The organism is Aeromonas sp. R7-2 (genome assembly GCF_040908105.1).
Taxonomy (GTDB): Bacteria; Pseudomonadota; Gammaproteobacteria; order Enterobacterales; family Aeromonadaceae; genus Aeromonas; species Aeromonas caviae.
Genome location: NZ_JBFODC010000020.1, coordinates 350,516 through 366,751 on the forward strand (window position 1 = coordinate 350,516; position 16,236 = coordinate 366,751).

General features: G+C 62.3%; 11 protein-coding genes. 6 read left to right on the forward strand and 5 right to left on the reverse strand.

All coding sequences use genetic code 11. The annotated features are described in order from the left end of the window. Positions 1-14 precede the first annotated feature (14 nt). The 3 genes from AB5Y47_RS06965 to AB5Y47_RS06975 all read right to left on the reverse strand — a co-directional run bounded on the left by AB5Y47_RS06965 (position 15) and on the right by AB5Y47_RS06975 (position 6,749). Positions 15-2,348, reverse strand: a complete 2,334-nt coding sequence (locus tag AB5Y47_RS06965) for a YgiQ family radical SAM protein (RefSeq protein WP_210601650.1) — start codon at positions 2,346-2,348, stop codon at positions 15-17. Positions 2,349-2,544: 196 nt separating this feature from the next. Continuing rightward, a complete protein-coding gene (locus AB5Y47_RS06970; protein WP_368220053.1) occupies positions 2,545-5,697 on the reverse strand; it encodes an efflux RND transporter permease subunit in 3,153 nt (1,050 codons plus the stop codon). Continuing rightward, positions 5,697-6,749: an efflux RND transporter periplasmic adaptor subunit gene (locus AB5Y47_RS06975; RefSeq protein WP_319895856.1), complete on the reverse strand. Its 1,053-nt coding sequence runs from the start codon at positions 6,747-6,749 to the stop codon at positions 5,697-5,699. The genes AB5Y47_RS06970 and AB5Y47_RS06975 overlap by 1 nt, the downstream gene beginning before the upstream one ends. A 210-nt stretch (positions 6,750-6,959) precedes the next feature. Between AB5Y47_RS06975 and AB5Y47_RS06980 the strand changes: the two genes are divergently transcribed. Together AB5Y47_RS06980 and rssA are read left to right on the forward strand one after the other, a co-directional pair. After that, positions 6,960-8,516, forward strand: coding sequence for a sensor domain-containing diguanylate cyclase (locus tag AB5Y47_RS06980; RefSeq protein WP_039039306.1), 1,557 nt, complete (start codon positions 6,960-6,962; stop codon positions 8,514-8,516). A gap of 34 nt (positions 8,517-8,550) precedes the next feature. Beyond that, positions 8,551-9,420 carry a patatin-like phospholipase RssA gene (gene rssA, locus AB5Y47_RS06985; RefSeq protein ID WP_029313973.1) on the forward strand — a complete coding sequence of 290 codons (870 nt, stop codon included), beginning with the start codon at positions 8,551-8,553 and terminating at the stop codon, positions 9,418-9,420. Positions 9,421-9,485: 65 nt separating this feature from the next. On the opposite strand, the gene AB5Y47_RS06990 is transcribed toward rssA, so the two are convergent. Together AB5Y47_RS06990 and AB5Y47_RS06995 are read right to left on the reverse strand one after the other, a co-directional pair. Next, positions 9,486-10,847: a sodium-dependent transporter gene (locus AB5Y47_RS06990; protein WP_102948779.1), complete on the reverse strand. Its 1,362-nt coding sequence runs from the start codon at positions 10,845-10,847 to the stop codon at positions 9,486-9,488. Positions 10,848-11,042: 195 nt separating this feature from the next. Then, positions 11,043-11,309 carry a DNA-binding transcriptional regulator gene (locus AB5Y47_RS06995; protein ID WP_010673503.1) on the reverse strand — a complete coding sequence of 89 codons (267 nt, stop codon included), beginning with the start codon at positions 11,307-11,309 and terminating at the stop codon, positions 11,043-11,045. A gap of 258 nt (positions 11,310-11,567) precedes the next feature. On the opposite strand from AB5Y47_RS06995, the gene AB5Y47_RS07000 reads away from it, so the two are divergent. The 4 genes from AB5Y47_RS07000 to AB5Y47_RS07015 all read left to right on the forward strand — a co-directional run bounded on the left by AB5Y47_RS07000 (position 11,568) and on the right by AB5Y47_RS07015 (position 16,172). Continuing rightward, positions 11,568-12,155 carry a hypothetical protein gene (locus AB5Y47_RS07000; protein WP_103244459.1) on the forward strand — a complete coding sequence of 196 codons (588 nt, stop codon included), beginning with the start codon at positions 11,568-11,570 and terminating at the stop codon, positions 12,153-12,155. A gap of 305 nt (positions 12,156-12,460) precedes the next feature. Further along, a complete protein-coding gene (gene ompA / locus AB5Y47_RS07005; RefSeq protein ID WP_010673501.1) occupies positions 12,461-13,480 on the forward strand; it encodes a porin OmpA in 1,020 nt (339 codons plus the stop codon). Between the two features lie 412 nt (positions 13,481-13,892). Next, entirely contained in the window at positions 13,893-14,894 is a 1,002-nt protein-coding gene (ompA, locus tag AB5Y47_RS07010; RefSeq protein WP_039039303.1) for a porin OmpA, read from the forward strand. A gap of 219 nt (positions 14,895-15,113) precedes the next feature. Beyond that, on the forward strand, positions 15,114-16,172 hold the full coding sequence (locus AB5Y47_RS07015) for an OmpA family protein (protein ID WP_368220054.1): 1,059 nt from the start codon (positions 15,114-15,116) through the stop codon (positions 16,170-16,172). Positions 16,173-16,236: the final 64 nt, after the last annotated feature.

A 16,236-nucleotide genomic window follows, 5' to 3' on the forward strand; every position in this document is an offset into this window, starting at 1 on the left:
CAAATCAGGAAAACTCACCGAGCCGGTCGCTTGGCACCATTCCCTTTCGCCGCTGGCTTGCCTCCTTGAGTACCCGGCTTGGCAGAGCCTGCACGGGTCGGGGTTTTACCCTTGTGGGCGGGTTTTCCGGTAGGTTTGCCCTTGCCTTCGCCATGTGCGGCCGGTTTGCCATTACCCGCCCCTTTCTGCAACTGGGAGCCCACCGGCTTGCCGCCCGTTGTCTTGTTGCCAGCCCCGTTACTGCGCTGATGGGTGATGGCACTGTGGCGGGTCAACGCGGGCTTGAGGCCCTTGCTGCGGCTGCGCTCGGCCTTGGCTTCACCACGGCCTTCCGGCGGCACCAGGCAGTCGGGGCCGTTGCCGATGAGGTGACCCTTGCCCATCTCCAGCAGGGCTTCGCGGATCATCGGCCAGCCGGCCGGATCGTGATAGCGCAGCAGCGCCTTGTGCAGGCGACGGCGACGCTCCCCTTTCACCACGAACACGTCCCCGCCCTGGCGGCTCACCTTGTTGAGCGGGTTTTTCTCGGTGTAATACATGGTGGTGGCGTTGGCGAGCGGCGACGGGTAGAAGTTCTGCACCTGATCGAGCTTGAAGCGGTTTGCTTTAATCCAGAGCGCCATGTTCACCATGTCTTCATCCGTGGTGCCCGGGTGGGCGGAGATGAAGTAGGGGATCAGGTACTGCTGCTTGCCCGCCTCTTTGGAGTACTTGTCGAACAGCTCCTTGAAGCTGTAGTAGCTGCCCATGCCCGGCTTCATCATCTTGGAGAGCGGGCCCTCCTCGGTGTGTTCCGGCGCGATCTTGAGGTAGCCGCCGACGTGGTACTTGGCCAGCTCCTTGATGTAGCGCGGATCTTCCACCGCGATGTCGTAACGCACCCCGGAGGCGATCAGGATCTTCTTGATGCCCTTGAGGTCGCGCGCCTTGCGATAGAGGTTGATGGTCGGGCTGTGGTCGGTGTCCATGTGCGGGCAGATGGTCGGCCAGACGCAGGAGGCACGGCGACAGGTCTGCTCGGCCTTGGGGCTCTTGCAGCGTAAGCGGTACATGTTGGCGGTGGGGCCGCCCAGATCCGAGATGACGCCGGTAAAGCCCGGCACCTTGTCGCGGATCTCTTCGATTTCTTTGAGGATCGACTCTTCCGAGCGGCTCTGGATGATGCGCCCCTCGTGCTCGGTGATGGAGCAGAAGGAGCAGCCGCCAAAGCAGCCGCGCATGATGTTGACCGAGGTCTTGATCATGTCGTAGGCCGGGATCTTCTCGTTGCCATAGGCCGGGTGCGGCACCCGCTGGTAGGGCAGGCCGAACACCCCATCCATCTCGTCGGTTTCGAGCGGGAAGGCGGGCGGGTTGACCCAGATGATGCGATCACCGTGGGCCTGGGAGAGGGCGCGGGCGCAGCCCGGGTTGGTCTCATGGTGCAGGATGCGCGACGCATGGGCGTAGAGCACCTTGTCCTCCTTCACCCGCTCGAACGCCGGCAGCTTGACGTAGGTCTGCTCCCACGGCTTCTGCTTGGGCGGCTGCACCAGGATGGGCTTGGCCTCCTGCGCAGCCGGTGCAGTGCCTTCATCATCGCTGCAGGGGGCCCCTTCCATATAGGGGTTGGGGATGGGGTCGATGCGGCCAATCTGGTCGAGCTTGCTCGAATCCACCCCGCGCCAGCCCGGCAGCGGTTCCTTGCGGATCACGGCGGTGCCGCGAATGTCCTGCATGGTGTCGATGGTCTCGCCGCCTGCGATGCGGTGAGCCACCTCCACCAGCGGCCGCTCGGCGTTGCCGTAGATGAGGATGTCGGCCTTGGCGTCGATCAGGATGGAGCGGCGGATGGTCTCGGACCAGTAGTCGTAATGGGCAATGCGGCGCAGGGATGCCTCGATGCCGCCGATGACCACCGGCACCTCTTTATAGGCCTCTTTGCAGCGCTGGGTATAGACCAGGGTGGCGCGATCCGGCCGCTTGCCGCCCACATCCCCCGGGGTGTAGGCGTCGTCGTGGCGCAGTTTCTTGTCGGCGGTGTAGCGGTTGATCATGGAGTCCATGTTGCCCGCCGTCACCCCGTAGAAGAGGTTGGGCTTGCCCAGGCGCATGAAGTCATCCTTCGATGACCAGTCGGGCTGGGCGATGATGCCGACCCGAAAACCCTGGGATTCGAGCATGCGGCCGATCACCGCCATGCCGAAGCTCGGGTGATCCACGTAGGCGTCGCCTGTCACCAGCACGATGTCGCAGCTGTCCCAGCCGAGCTTGTCCATCTCCGCACGGGACATGGGCAGGAAGGGCGCTGTGCCGTAGCACTCGGCCCAGTAACGGGGATAGGAGAAGAGGTTGGTAACCGGCTGCATTTTGACCACCTGGAACAATTCGGGTCGCGCATTATACCGGCAGAGCAAGGCGGGGGCGACGGCTTTTTGCCCCTACAGAACGCGAGGGGAAGGGGCGCCTTCGAGCGGGCGCGACGGGTCGGCGTGACAGACTCCGATCTCATCAACAAGCAGGGCGCCCATTGGCGCCCTGCTTGCTGTCATCCGGGTCGGCACGCTAGGCCGCCGGTTTGTCACGCCCCTCGGGGGCCACCGCCCCCGGCACCGTGGAGGGACTGGCCGGGATTGCCGTGGCCAGTACCTCGTCCACCAGTCGGTCCCGCGCTCCCGTCATCCCCGCGCGTCTGGCGATCAGGTGATAGATGGCGGGCACCACCAGCAGGGTCACCAGGGTCGCCAAGGACAAGCCGAAGAAGACCACGGTTCCCACGGCCATCCGGCTCTCGTACCCCGCCCCCATGGAGAGCATCAGGGGCACGGCGCCGATGATGGCGGTGAGCGAGGTCATCAAGATGGGGCGCAGGCGGCGCACCGACCCCTTGATGATCGCCTCCTCGAACCCTTCACCCCGCTGGCGCAGCTGGTTGATGAACTCCACGATGAGGATGCCGTTCTTGGTCACCATGCCGATGAGCATGATCATGCCTATCTGGCTGTAGATGCTGAGCTCCTGCCCCGTGAGCCAGAGGCCGAGCAGGCCGCCGAAGATGCCGAGCGGCACCGTCATCATCACCACCGCCGGGGTCAGCAGGCTCTCGAACTGGGCCACCAGCACCAGATAGACCACCAGCAGGGCCAGGCCGAACACCAGTGCCATCTCCCCCTGGTTGTCGCGATAGTCCTTGGACTCGCCGGCATAATCCACCGACATGCCGGTGGGCAGGTGATCTGCGGCCCAGCCATCCAGGAAGTCAAGCGCCTCCCCCAGGGTGTGACCGGGGGCCACGTCCGCGGTGAGGGTGACCGCCTTCTGGCGCTGGTAGTGGTTGAGGCGCTGGGGGCTCGCCACCTGGGTGACGGTCGCCAGGGTGGAGAGGCTCACCATCTCGCCGCTCGCGGCCTTCAAATAGATGCGGCTGATGTCGGAGATGCCGTTGAACTGGGTCTGGTTGGCGCGCAGGTAGACATCATACTCTTCGCCCCTGTCCACATAGGTGGTCTGGCTGACGCCGCCGAGCAGGGCCTGCAGGGAGCTTGCGATGGTGGAGACCGGAATGCCGAGCTGGGTGGCTCGCTCCCGCTCTATGGTCACCTGCAGCTCCGGGGTCTTCTCGGCATAGTCGAGATCCGGGCTCTGCATCAGCCCGCTCCGGGCCGCCGCCTCCTTGAGCGCCAGCCCCTGCTGGTTGAGCTCGCCGTAATCGGAGCCTTGCAGCACGAACTGTACCGCCGCAGTGGAGCCGCCTCTGAACCCCGGCTGGAAGGTGCGGATCATCACGTCGGGGATGCCGGCGAGGCGGCCGCTCAGGGAGCGGCCAAACTCGGTGGCCGTTTCGTCCCGCACCGCCCAGTCGCTGAGCTGGATGATGGCCATGCCGGTCTGATCGCCGCCGCGCCCGAAGGCCGGGGTGCTGAAGCTCATGGCCTGCACCACCCCCTTGCCGAGCAGCGGCAGGATGGCGGCCTCCACCTGCTGCATGTTGCGCTTCATCCGCTCGATGCTGGTGCCCTCCGCCCCTTTCACGAACACATAGAGCACGCCCCTGTCCTCGGTCGGAGTGAGGCTCGCGGGCAGCTTGCCAAAGAGGGCGCCAATGCCGCCAAGGCAGAGCAGCAACACCAGGGGCATCCAGACGGCGCGGCGCAGCACGGCCCCCAGCACGCGGCGATAACGCTCCTCCACCCAGCCAAGTCCCTTGTCCAGGGTGGCGGTCAGGGCGTTGGGCTTGTCCACGGCACGCATCAGCCAGGAGCCCATGGCCGGGGTCAGGGTGAGCGCCACCAGGGAGGAGAAGAGCACGGCCAGGGATAGCAGGATGGCGAACTCGGTGAAGAGGCGCCCCACCATGCCATCCATGAAGGCGATGGGCACGAACACCATCACCAGCACGGCGGTGGTGGCGATGACGGCAAAGCCCACCTCCCGGGTGCCGTGCCAGGCCGCCATCAAGGGGGACTCGCCCCGTTGCAGGTGGTGGTGGATGTTCTCTACCACCACGATGGCGTCATCCACCACCAGGCCGATGGCGAGGATGAGGGCCAGCAAGGTAATGAGGTTGATGGAAAAGCCCAGATACCAGGCACCGATGAAGGCCGAAATCAGGGAGACGGGCACCGTGATGGCGGGGATGAGCGTGGTGCGCCCCTGCCCGAGGAAGAGATAGAGCACGGCGACCACCAGCAGGGCGCAGATGGCGAGTGTCTCGTATACCTCATCGATGGCCTGCTTGATGAAGATGGTGGAGTCGTAGTCGACCTCAAGGGTGGCCCCCTCCGGCAGGAAGCGCTGCATCTCCACGAGCTTTTTCTCGATGCCCTGGGCCACCGCCAGGGGATTGGCGGTGGACTGGGCGACGATGCCAATCCCCAGGCTCTCGCGGCCGTTGCGCTGATAGGCGCTGTCTTCGTTCTTGGCCCCCACCTCCACATCCGCAATGTCCGCCAGATAGATGCTCTGACCATTGGTGGCGGTTTTCACCGGCAGGGTGCGAAAATCTTCCGCACTGTGATAGAGCCGTGCAATCTGCACCGCCATGGTCATGGTGTTGTTGCGGATCTCGCCGCCCGGCAGCTCGATGTTCTCCCGCTTGAGGGCATCCTGCACGTCGGCCACCGTGATGCCGCGGGCCGCCATGTCGGCGGGGCGCAGCCGCACGTACATCACCTGGGTCAGGTCGCCGGAGAGGGAGACCTCGCTCACCCCGTCCACCAGGCTCAAAGGGTCCACCAGCATGCGATTGGCGTAATCCGTCATGGCGGTACGATCCATCTGGGTGCTGCTGAAGTTGAGCCAGATGGCCACATCCCCGTTGCCGTTGTCCTTGGTCACCATGGGCTCGTCCGCCCCGTCTGGCAGCTTGGGTCTGGCCCGGGAGATGGCGTCACGCACGTCGGAGGTGCCCTCCAGCATGTTCCAGCCGAGCTTGAACTCCACCGTGATGGAGGAGCGCCCCTTGCGGGTCACCGAGTTGATGTTCTTGATGCCGCTGATGCCGGAGAGCTGATCCTCGATAGGCTTGGTGACCTGGCTCTCCATCACCTCGGGGGCCGCCCCCTCATAGGTGGTGGTGATGGAGACGGACGGAGTCTGCACATCCGGCATCTCCCGCACGGTGAGTTTGCTGAAGGCCACCAGGCCGAACACGGTGAGCAGGGCGCTGATGACCACCGCCACCAGGGGACGGCGTACTGAGATATCGGAGAGCCACATCAGCCTTTCACCTCGCCCAGATCACGTACCTGGGCGCCGTCGCGCAGATTGACCAGCCCCTCCACCGCGATGCGATCGCCGACGCTGAGCCCCTTGAGCACCCAGACGGCCTCGCCATGGGTGTCGCCAAGCTCCACCGGCACCCGCTTCACCCGTCCGTCCGCCTCCAGGCGATAGACGAAGCGCTGCTCGCCGGCGTACTCCACCGACTGGGCGGGGATCAGGGTCATCTTCTGGGGTGGCAGAGAGAGATCCACGTTCATCAGCATGCCGGGGCGCAGCTGACCGCCGGTGTTGGGCAGGATGACGCGGGCCTTGATGTTCTGGGTGTCGCTGGAGATCCGGCTGTCGAGGGTCTCCAGCACGCCGGAAAAGGATTGATCCGGCCAGGCCGAGCTGGTTGCCGTCACCGCCATGCCGGGGCGCAGCAGGGAGAGGTAGCGCTCGGGCACCGCCAGATCGAGCCGCAGTTTTGCCAGCTCGTCCAGATGCAAGAGCACGTCGCCGCTGTTGACCAGGGCTCCTTCGCTGAGATCGATGAGGCTGACGGTGCCGTCGAAGGGGGCGGCCAGGGTGCGCAGGGAGAGCTCGTAACGGGCCGCATCGACCCGGGCCTGGGCCTGGGCAACAGTCGCCTCTTGCCCCTCCAGCTCCGAGGTGGTGACGGCGCCTCGCGCCACCAGCTTGCGCATGTCCCGCAGCTTGCGGGCCTCGTCGCGCACGCTGGCGCTCTGCTCGGCCAGCTCCGCCTGCTGCTTGCCCGCATCTAGGGCGATCAGGGTCTGCCCCTGTGTGACCTGCTGGCCAGAGCTCACCGCGATGGTGGCAATGCGGCCGGTCACCTCGGGACTGATGGCCACGGAGCGATTGGCCGCAAGCTTGCTCACCAGCTTGATGGAGGGCTCGGCCAGGCTCTGCCTGACGGTTTCGGCCCTGATATTGATCTCTCTTGGTGCAGGCTTGCTGGCAGGTTCAGCCTGCCGCAGATGCCAGGCGCCCGCCGCCAGCAATAGAAGAAGAGGGAAAAGCCACAGCCACACGCGCGTTTTCATCACAAGATCCATGCAGTCAAAGAGAGAGGAAGAAGAGATAGCTTCATCAAGGATGGCACCATGTTACCCCCTGACTATGCCGTGACTATGTATAAATGTGACAAAACGTAACAGTCCGGTGAGAAGATCATCAAAAACGCATCTTGTCGGCACGCGCGTCAGGGTTCTGCCTTACACTGATGCCGACTCTCGCCATCTTCCGGTACGCCCATGTCCATTCCCTCCCCCGCCTTTGCCAGATACCGATTGCAGTGGCTGCTGCTGGGCCTCGGCCTGCTGCTGTTGCTGCTCGCCCTGCAACATGCGTTTCGCCAGGTTACCGAGATCAACAAGCGTGACACCATCAACGCCGCGACCCAGCTCAGCAGCCAGCACCAGCGGATGGAGACCTTCCTTGAGGCCATGCGCGGCCAGGCGGAGGAGCGCCTGCGCAGCAATCCCCAGTCCGTGCTCTCTCGCCAGCTCTATCAGGCGCTGCAATCCGACGGGGAGCACGGCATCAACCTGGATCGCATCCCCGTCGATCTGCCCCCCGCCCTCATCGGCAACCTGACCGGGCAGGGCCCGCTGCCCCACGACGGCAGCGAGCGGCAAGCCAGAATACATCTCGCCCTCAGCCTCTCTCCCCTGCTCGCCACGGCCAGCAAGCTGCTGGACAGGGACGTGGCCTGGATCTACTTCACCGGTACGGACAATTTCATCTACCTCTATCCCTGGGTGCCATCCAGCCAGTTTCGCTTCGATCCCGTGATTTACAGCAAGGCCTACTGGCAGGAGGCGATGGCCAGGTATCCCCACCTGGAGCACGCCATGCTCTCGCGCCCCTACCAGGATTTTGCCGGACGGGGGCAGATGATCACCCTCTCCCAGCCCATTACCCAGGGCGGCCAGATCATTGGCCTGCTCAGCATCGACATCCAGACCGTCACGCTGGCGCAGACCTTGCACCGCCTCGCCCCCCGGATTGGTACCCTGTTCCTGCTCAACGCCCATCAGCAGATCCTCGCCAGCAGCCAGTCCGGTACCGCGCCGCCCCCGGTCAGGACGGCGCAGTCAGCGGAATATGAGTGGCAACAGGGCGCCTTGCAGCTCGTCTACCCCATCCCGGAGACACCGCTCTCCCTCATCCATCGCATCCCGCTGCTGCCTCTGCTGCAGACGCTGTTGTGGCAATCGGCGACGGCGCTCATCACCATTCTCTGTCTGGTGGTGGCGACCGTCTCCAGCCTGCGTGCCCAGCGCCTCAACCGGCGCCTCAACTACCTGTCGCGCCACGATGCCCTGACCGGCGCCTTCAACCGCCACTACTTCGATGCCTTCGAACACCGCCAGGCCCTGGCAGGCCGCCAACGCATCGGCGCCATCATGTTTGACTGCGATCACTTCAAACAGGTCAACGACCGTTTCGGCCACGGGGTGGGCGATCAGGTTCTCATCCGTCTGGTGCAGCTCTGCCAGTCCCTGCTGACACGGGAGTGCCACCTGATCCGCTGGGGCGGCGAGGAGTTCCTGCTGCTCGTCGCCGATGAAGCGATCCCTCTGGCCCCCTTGGCCGAGCGGCTTCGCCTGTGCATAGCAGAGCATCCCTGGAGCGCCATCGCGGCCGAGCTGAAGGTGACCGTCAGCCTGGGCCACTGTCGCCAGTCACCGGCCATCTCCTTGCAGGAGGTGATCCGCCGCGCCGATATCGCCCTCTATCAGGCCAAGGCCAACGGCCGCAATCGCAGCGAAGCGTGGCGGGATGACGGGCAGGAGAAGCCGGAGTAAGCTGGACTCCCACTTCATGTCAGGAGACGCAACTGTGTCACGAAAACCCCGTCTGGGATTGGCCCTGGGCAGCGGTGCGGCCCGAGGATGGGCCCACATCGGCATCATCCGTGCCCTGGAGCGACTCGGCGTCAAGCCGGATCTGGTGGCTGGCTGCTCCATCGGCAGCTTTGTCGGCGCCGCCTATGCCGCTGGTGAACTGGACAAGCTGGAGAGCTGGGTGCGCGGCTTCAGCCGCCTGCAGGTCATGGGGCTGCTCGATCCTGCCCTCTCCGGCGGCCTGTTTCGCGGTGACAAGGTATTTGGCATCGCCGCCGGCCATCTGGGGGATCCCGCCATCGAAAGCCTGCCGCTGCCCTTTGCCTGCGTCGCCACCGAACTCGATACCGGTCGCGAGATCTGGTTGCAGGAAGGACCGCTTCGCCAGTGTGTGCGCGCCTCCTGCGGTATGCCCGGCCTGCTCACCCCGACCCGGGTGGAGGATCGCTGGCTGGTGGACGGGGCCGTGGTCAACCCGGTCCCCATCTCCCTAGCCCGCGCCATGGGAGCCGAGGTGGTGATCGCCGTCAACCTCAACACCGACATGCACCAGCCCTGGACCGACGAACCGGACGAGCCCGTGCAAGGGGGGCTACTCAGCCAGTGGCTGAACCGGGGCGAGCGCGAACCCAGTACCCCCGGCATGTGGGGGGTGATGACGGGCTCCATCAACATCATGCAGGAGCGCATCACCCGTGCCCGGATGGCCGGGGATCCCCCCGAGATCCAGCTCTGCCCGCGCCTTGGCAACCTCTCCATCATGGATTTTCACCGCGCGAGCGACGCCATCAACGAGGGGGAAGCCTGTGTCGAGCGCAACCTGGAGCAGCTCAAGGAGGAGCTGTCACGACTCTGCCTGATATGAAGGCATATCGGGGTAAAAGACAAAAAGAGCGCCAATAGGCGCTTTTTTGTTTCGGGCTACGCGGCTCAGAACAGCCCCAGCCCCTTGAGCATCACCACCAGGATCAGCAGCGGCGACACATAGCGGATGATGAAAAACAGGGGGCTGAGGATGGGCAGCGCCAGCTTGCCTCCATTGGTCAGCGCCGTCGTCATCCGCTCGAATCCCCATACCCAGCCCACAAAGAGGCAGAGGAAGATGCCGCCAAGGGGCATCAGCACGTTGGAAGAGACGAAGTCGAACAGATCGAAGAAGGTTTTCCCGCCAACCTGCACATCCGCCAGCGTGCTGCTCGAGAGCGCACAGGTCGAGCCGACCGCCCCCAGCACCAGCAGGTTGATCAGGGTCGCCCTTGTGCGGCTCATGTGAAAGCGCTCGGAGAGCACCGAGACCGGCACCTCCAGGATGGAGAGCATGGCCCCGGTGGCTGCGATGGCGGAGAGCACGAAGAAGAGCACCATGAAGAGGTGTCCAAACGGGATGCTGGCAAAGACCGCGGGTATGGTGATGAACAGCAGGGAGGGGCCTGCGCTCGGCTCGAAGCCAAAGGCAAAGACCGCCGGGAAGATGGCGATCCCCGCCAGCATGGAGACGAAGAGATCCGCGCACATCACCCGTACCGTGGTGAGAGGGATGTGCTGATCGTCCCGAAAGTAGCTGCCATAGGTCATCATGCAGCCCATCCCGATGGAGAGCTTGAAGAACGCCAGCCCCATGGCCGTCAGCACGACGCCTGCGGTCACCTTGGAGAAATCCGGCGAGAACAGGAAATGCAGTCCTTCGCTCGCTCCGGGCAGAGTCAGGCTGCGCACGCCTATCACCAGCAGCAGGATGAAGAGCAGTGGCATCAACCGCTTGGTGACCGCTTCGATCCCCCTGGAGACCCCCATCAGCAAGATCCCCCCCATCAGGGCCAGCACCAGCCACTGCCAGAGCAGACTCTGCAAGGGATCCGTTATAAGCGAATTGAAGGCAGCACCCGTGACGGCGGGATCGGTGGAGAGGATCTCGCCGCTGGCAGCCTTGAAGATGTAGGCAAACACCCAGGCCGCCACCTCGGAGTAGAACGACATGATGAGGAAGGCCGCGCTCACCCCCATGGCGGCGATCAGCCACCAGGGTTGCCCCTTTGGAGCCAGCTTGATGAGCCCGCTGACCGCATCCGTCCTGGCCTCGCGCCCCAGCATGATCTCGGAGATCATCACCGGCAATCCCACCAGCAGGGTGGCGATGACATAGACCAGCAGAAAACCGGCGCCACCGTTCTCACCGGTCAGATAGGGAAACTTCCAGATATTGCCGAGCCCGACGGCAGACCCCAGGGTCGCGGCCAGCACGCCAAAGGTGCTGGTAAACCCATCTCTGGCTTTGGTAATGGATTGGCTCATCGTTGTCTCGCTGTGTGGATCACCGCCTGAATTAAAAGGGTCGGAGTGTTCCGTGGATTAATCCAGCCCGACAAGATGATTTAGTGAAAATCGCCGTTGACCGCACACAACGCATTATTTAATTAAATAATCATCCATTTTGACAAATAAAAAATGCCGCCTCGAGGGCGGCATTTTTATCAAGGTTGAACTGAATCAAGCCTTGGCAATATCGTCCGGACCGATCTGGCCGATTTCGGCGACTTTCTTGTCAGCCAGCAGCCAGAGGGTGAACTTGTGCAGATCGGGGTGGTGGGCCAGGGCAACCAGGAAGGCGCCTCCAACTTCACGGTAACCCAGTTCATAGTTCTTCAGGGTGGTTGGGGGGACGCCCAGCAGATCGGCAAACTTGGGACGGCTCAGGCCTACCGCTTCGCGGATCTGACGGATCTTCTTGCCAACAGTTACGATATTTGAATTCATGTGTTCCATACTCCGTTCGGCGGATTGACTCCACCTTTATTTTTCGCGACGACTCGTAGTCAAGTGTATCAGTTTTGAACGGACTCGTTATGGTCGAGCCTCTATCTATAATCAGCGTCTTTCGACGACAACCCTTCACAAACCTCGGGGATGGTAATCGCTGCGTCGCCTCAGGTAAACAGTCTCGAAAAGAAACCTTTCTTGTTGCCCGGCCATCCCTCGTATAATTCGCCGGTTATTTTCAAGAGAGTCATCAACATGGCATTTCCCGGCATCATTTCCCGTCTTCATTCCGACCCGGACTCCCTCCCCCGTCAGCTCGCCCAGGGTCTGCAGACCCGGGCCGAAGCGTTCTGGTTGCCCATGGCCATGCAGGGGGACGCCACCACCGTGCTGGCGGCCCTCCCGGACAGCTGCAGCCTCTATCTTGAAGGCCAGGCGACGCTTCCCCTGCGCAGCCACGACGGCGTCGTGGCAGAAAACGGCACCCTGGCACTGGGCAATGGTCATACGATGACGCTGGCCAGGGAGAAAGGCGATGGCGGCATCGTGCCGGAAGAAAGCCTCGCCGAGATGGCCCAATGGCTGGAAGCGGGTCATCGGCACTTCATCTGCTCCACCGCCGTCCAGCCCGTGGCGCGGGCCATCCTCAACATCTGGCCTCTCGATCCCTACCTCGCCCGTCACTTCTTGCTCAGTTTCACACCCTTGCTGTGCGAAGCAACTGAGGCGGACTATCTTGCTGTCCTCTCGGTCAGGGCGGGTGACGCCACCCCGCGGCACGCTTGGGCTGAGGCTTATATGAAGCTTGAGAAGAAACTGCATCGCGCCTACTTGGATCACTAATAAATCCCAAGAAACAGCTAGTTATCCCTACGACACAATTTGCCCCATCCCTTATCTGTGAGCTTGATCATGTTTTGAAATGGGCATAAAGTGCGCCACGTCATCGGAATGACGTCGGCTGTTCGTGGCGGAGTATGCATTGTCGACAGTGCAACCCGCGCACTTGTGCACCCAGATATGTGCCTCCTGGATGGATCTAGGATCCCTGTTCGCACCAACGTCGTTGGTCGACAGAGCCAGCAGCTTACATAAATTACAAAGTGCGAAGCACGTGAACAACGTGCCATCTCAACGAGGATTATTTTATGATGAAAATGGCTCCTTCCCTGATCGCCATCGCTATGGCCACCATGGGTGCAACTGCAGCTCACGCCGCTGACGACATCTACTTCGGCGCCGGTGTTGGTGCAACTCACTTCAACGGTCTGAACAAGATCGAAGGCGTGAACGTTGGCGAAGAAGATGCGGCTGCTGCCAATGCCTTCGTTGGTTACAACTTCAACGAATACTTCGGTTCCGAGCTGGGCTACCAGTACACCGGCCGTGGCAACACCGACGGCAACCGTTACGAGAGCCAGGGTGCCACCCTGTCCGGTATCGCTCGTCTGCCGCTGGGCAACGATTTCTCCCTGTTCGGTGAAGCTGGCGCCTACTGGGGCCACACCGACGGTCTGGGCACCAGCGATACCAAAGTATCCCCGCTGGCCGGTGCCGGTGTGACCTACAAGGTCAACGACGCGCTGGATCTGCAAGCTCGCTACCGCTACATGTGGGACGTGGCTGACCTGCACGCCGACAACGTACGCTACAAGTCCAACCAGAGCGTTGCGACCCTGGAAGCCGTTTACCACCCGTTCCGTACTTCCTACGTAGCGCCTGCTCCGGCCCCGGTTGTTGAAGAAGCACCGGCCCCGGCTCCGCAAATCGTTGAGAAGAACTTCGCCCTGAACTCCGACGTGCTGTTCGCCTTTGGCAAAGACAGCCTGAAGGCCGAAGGCGTGCAAGCCCTGAACGCTCTGTACCAGCAAATCGTTGAGTTCCAGCCGAAAGACGGCAACGCCGTTGTTGTTGGTTACACCGACCGTATCGGTTCCGACGCTTACAACCAGAAGCTGTCTGAAGCTCGTGCCCGCACCGTTGCCAACTTCCTGGTCAGCAAGGGTATGGCTGCCAGCAAGGTTGCCATCGAAGGTCGCGGCGAAGCCAACCCGGTCACCGGCACCAAGTGTGACGGCGTCAAGGCCAAGGCTCAGCTGATCTCCTGCCTGGCTCCGGACCGTCGCGTAGAAGTTCGCGTATCCGGCGTACAAGAAGTTCAAAAGTAATCTGACTTCGCTCAGGTAACGTAAAAAAGGGGATGCCACGGCATCCCCTTTTGCTGTCTCTCTCCTCCCCCCAGCGACACTCTCTGTCTCACCTTTTCTCCCCTTTACCCCCGTATTGCGGCCCCGCGACACCGGTGTCGGCGCTGCATATCTGTGCAGAAACTTGATCACGCTGATTCAAAAGAATACAGTAGCAACGCTTGTAAGACATTGGATGAACTATTAAAAGTGCTCAGTGCCCGGTTAGTTGTCCATGGAGAAACAGCTTCATGAGAATCCAGGTTTCCATCCATTTTTTATTCAAGCCGTCCGTGATCCGCTCACGGTGTCGCACATGAAGTGTCATCTGCGACCGGTATAACAAAGAGTGCGCAGTACGCCCATAGCACGGCAACTCAACGAGGATAAAACGATGAAAATGAAAATGGCACCAACCCTGATTGCTCTGGCCATTGCAGCCATGGGAACCACCACCGCTCAGGCGGCCGACGACTGGTACACGGGTATGGGTGCAGGTTGGGCCTATGGCCACGACCTGGATACCTTCGGCCAGGATGCTGACAAGGACGCCACCGCGCTCTCCCTGTTCGGCGGTTACAACTTCACCGAGAACTTTGCCGCCGAGCTCGGCTATCTCTATGCCGGCAAGGCTGGCGTCGATGGCGTCGACTTCAAGACCCAGGGTGCCACCCTGTCCGGTATCGCACGCCTGCCCATGAATGACATCTTCTCCGTCTTCGCCGAAGGGGGTGCCTACTTCAACCACGTCAACGGCAACGGCCAGAGCGACAACGGGACCTCGCCGCTGGCGGGTCTGGGTCTGACTGCCAAGCTCTCCGACCTTATCGACCTGCAGGCCCGCTACCGCTACATGTGGGATCTGGGTGACGATCAGAAAACCTGGAAAACCGACATGAGCGTCGCCACCCTGGAACTGGTGATGCACCCGAACCGCACCACCTATGTGGCACCGGCCCCGGCACCGGCTCCCGAGCCGGTTCCCGAGCCCGTCATGGTCGACAAGAACTTCTCCCTGAGCTCGGACGTGCTGTTTGCCTTCGGCAAATCCACCCTGAAGCCGGAAGGGGCTGCTGCGCTCAACACCCTGTATCAGCAGATCGTCGACGTCCAGCCGAAAGATGGCAGCGCCGTGGTGGTGGGTTACACCGACCGCATCGGCTCCGATGCCTACAACCTGAAGCTGTCTGAAGCCCGTGCCCGCACCGTGGCCGACTTCCTGGTTGGCAAGGGTCTGCCGGCTGGCAAGGTATCCATCGAAGGTCGTGGTGAAGCCAACCCGGTCACCGGCACCCAGTGTGACGGCATCAAGGCCAAGGCTCAGCTGATCGCCTGCCTGGCACCGGATCGCCGCGTCGAAGTGCGCGTCACCGGCGTACAGGAAGTGCAGCAATAAGAGGTTGACCACCTGTTGCAAAAAGGGGCCATTCCGGCCCCTTTTTTAATGCCCGCACGGCACCACCAACGCGGGCTGCCCACCTGCCTGCCCCACCGATTCTCCATACAGATGCGTCACTTAAATGGTTAAAGCGCTCACATCGCCTATACATAATGTTGGCTATACATAGCAAAGGGCTGGGAGCCCTATAACACCCAACATCGACGAGGATACGCGATGAACATAAGACTGAAACCTGTGTGGATTGCATTGGCACTGGCGACGAGTGCCGCCCAGGCGGCACCTGTTCACGACTGGTATGTGGGGGCTGGGGGTGGCTGGGCCTTTGCCCATGACATCGATGATTTCAGCCAGGACGTCGGCAAGGACGCAACCGCCATCAACGCCTTTGTCGGCTACAACTACAACGAGAATCTGGGGGCAGAGCTCGGCTACCTCTCCACCGGTGACTGGGATATTGCCGGCCAGGACTTCAACAGCAAAGGGGCCACCCTGTCGGTCATTGGCCGTTTGCCGCTGGGGGACATCTTCTCTGTCTTTGCCGAAGGGGGCGGTTATCTCTATCACGTCGACTCCGTCAACGGGGGAGATGACAATCTGGCTCCCCTGGCGGGTCTGGGACTGACCGCCAGACTGAGCGACTGGATAGACATCCAGACCCGCTACCGCTACATGGTGCGAGTCGGGGACGATCCTGACAACGACAAGGTGGGCAGCGGTACCAAACGCTGGGTCAGCGACATCAGTACCGCCACCATCGAGCTGGTACTTCACCCCAATCGCACCGTCGCCGCAGTGCCGGTGGCCGCGCCTCTGGTCGTGGCACCGCCGCCCCCGGCTCCCGAGCCGGTGGATCAGACCTTCAACCTGAGTTCGGATGTGCTGTTTGCCTTTGGCAAGGCGGAGCTCAAACCGGAGGGGATGCAGGCACTCGACGCCCTCTACCAGCAGATCGTCGACGTCAAACCCAAAGATGGCAACGCCATGGTGATGGGCTACACCGACCGCATCGGCTCGGATGCCAACAACCAGGCACTGTCGGAGGCCCGTGCAAGCACGGTCGCCAACTTCCTGATTGGCAAGGGGCTGCCCGCAGACAAGGTGAGCATTCAGGGCAACGGCGAGAGCAACCCGGTCACCGGCACCCAGTGTGATGCCATCAAGGCCAGGGCTGCCCTCATCGACTGCCTGGCCCCGGATCGCCGGGTCGAAATCCGGGTCACCGGTGTCAGCAATCCCGCCGAGCCCGCCCCCGCTGAACAACCGGCACAATAACCTCCTCTTCCTTCACCGCCGTGCACAAAAAAGGGATGCCGAGGCATCCCTTCTGCATGTCTGT

What these genes read in the sequence shown, in the direction of transcription:
- AB5Y47_RS06965 (WP_210601650.1), bottom strand. Translation starts at nt 2,348, where the DNA reads ATGCAGCCGGTTACCAACCTCTTCTCCTATCCCCGTTACTGGGCCGAG.
- AB5Y47_RS06970 (WP_368220053.1), bottom strand. Translation starts at nt 5,697, where the DNA reads ATGTGGCTCTCCGATATCTCAGTACGCCGTCCCCTGGTGGCGGTGGTC.
- AB5Y47_RS06975 (WP_319895856.1), bottom strand. Translation starts at nt 6,749, where the DNA reads ATGAAAACGCGCGTGTGGCTGTGGCTTTTCCCTCTTCTTCTATTGCTG.
- AB5Y47_RS06980 (WP_039039306.1), top strand. Translation starts at nt 6,960, where the DNA reads ATGTCCATTCCCTCCCCCGCCTTTGCCAGATACCGATTGCAGTGGCTG.
- AB5Y47_RS06990 (WP_102948779.1), bottom strand. Translation starts at nt 10,847, where the DNA reads ATGAGCCAATCCATTACCAAAGCCAGAGATGGGTTTACCAGCACCTTT.
- AB5Y47_RS06995 (WP_010673503.1), bottom strand. Translation starts at nt 11,309, where the DNA reads ATGAATTCAAATATCGTAACTGTTGGCAAGAAGATCCGTCAGATCCGC.
- AB5Y47_RS07000 (WP_103244459.1), top strand. Translation starts at nt 11,568, where the DNA reads ATGGCATTTCCCGGCATCATTTCCCGTCTTCATTCCGACCCGGACTCC.
- ompA (WP_010673501.1), top strand. Translation starts at nt 12,461, where the DNA reads ATGATGAAAATGGCTCCTTCCCTGATCGCCATCGCTATGGCCACCATG.
- ompA (WP_039039303.1), top strand. Translation starts at nt 13,893, where the DNA reads ATGAAAATGAAAATGGCACCAACCCTGATTGCTCTGGCCATTGCAGCC.
- AB5Y47_RS07015 (WP_368220054.1), top strand. Translation starts at nt 15,114, where the DNA reads ATGAACATAAGACTGAAACCTGTGTGGATTGCATTGGCACTGGCGACG.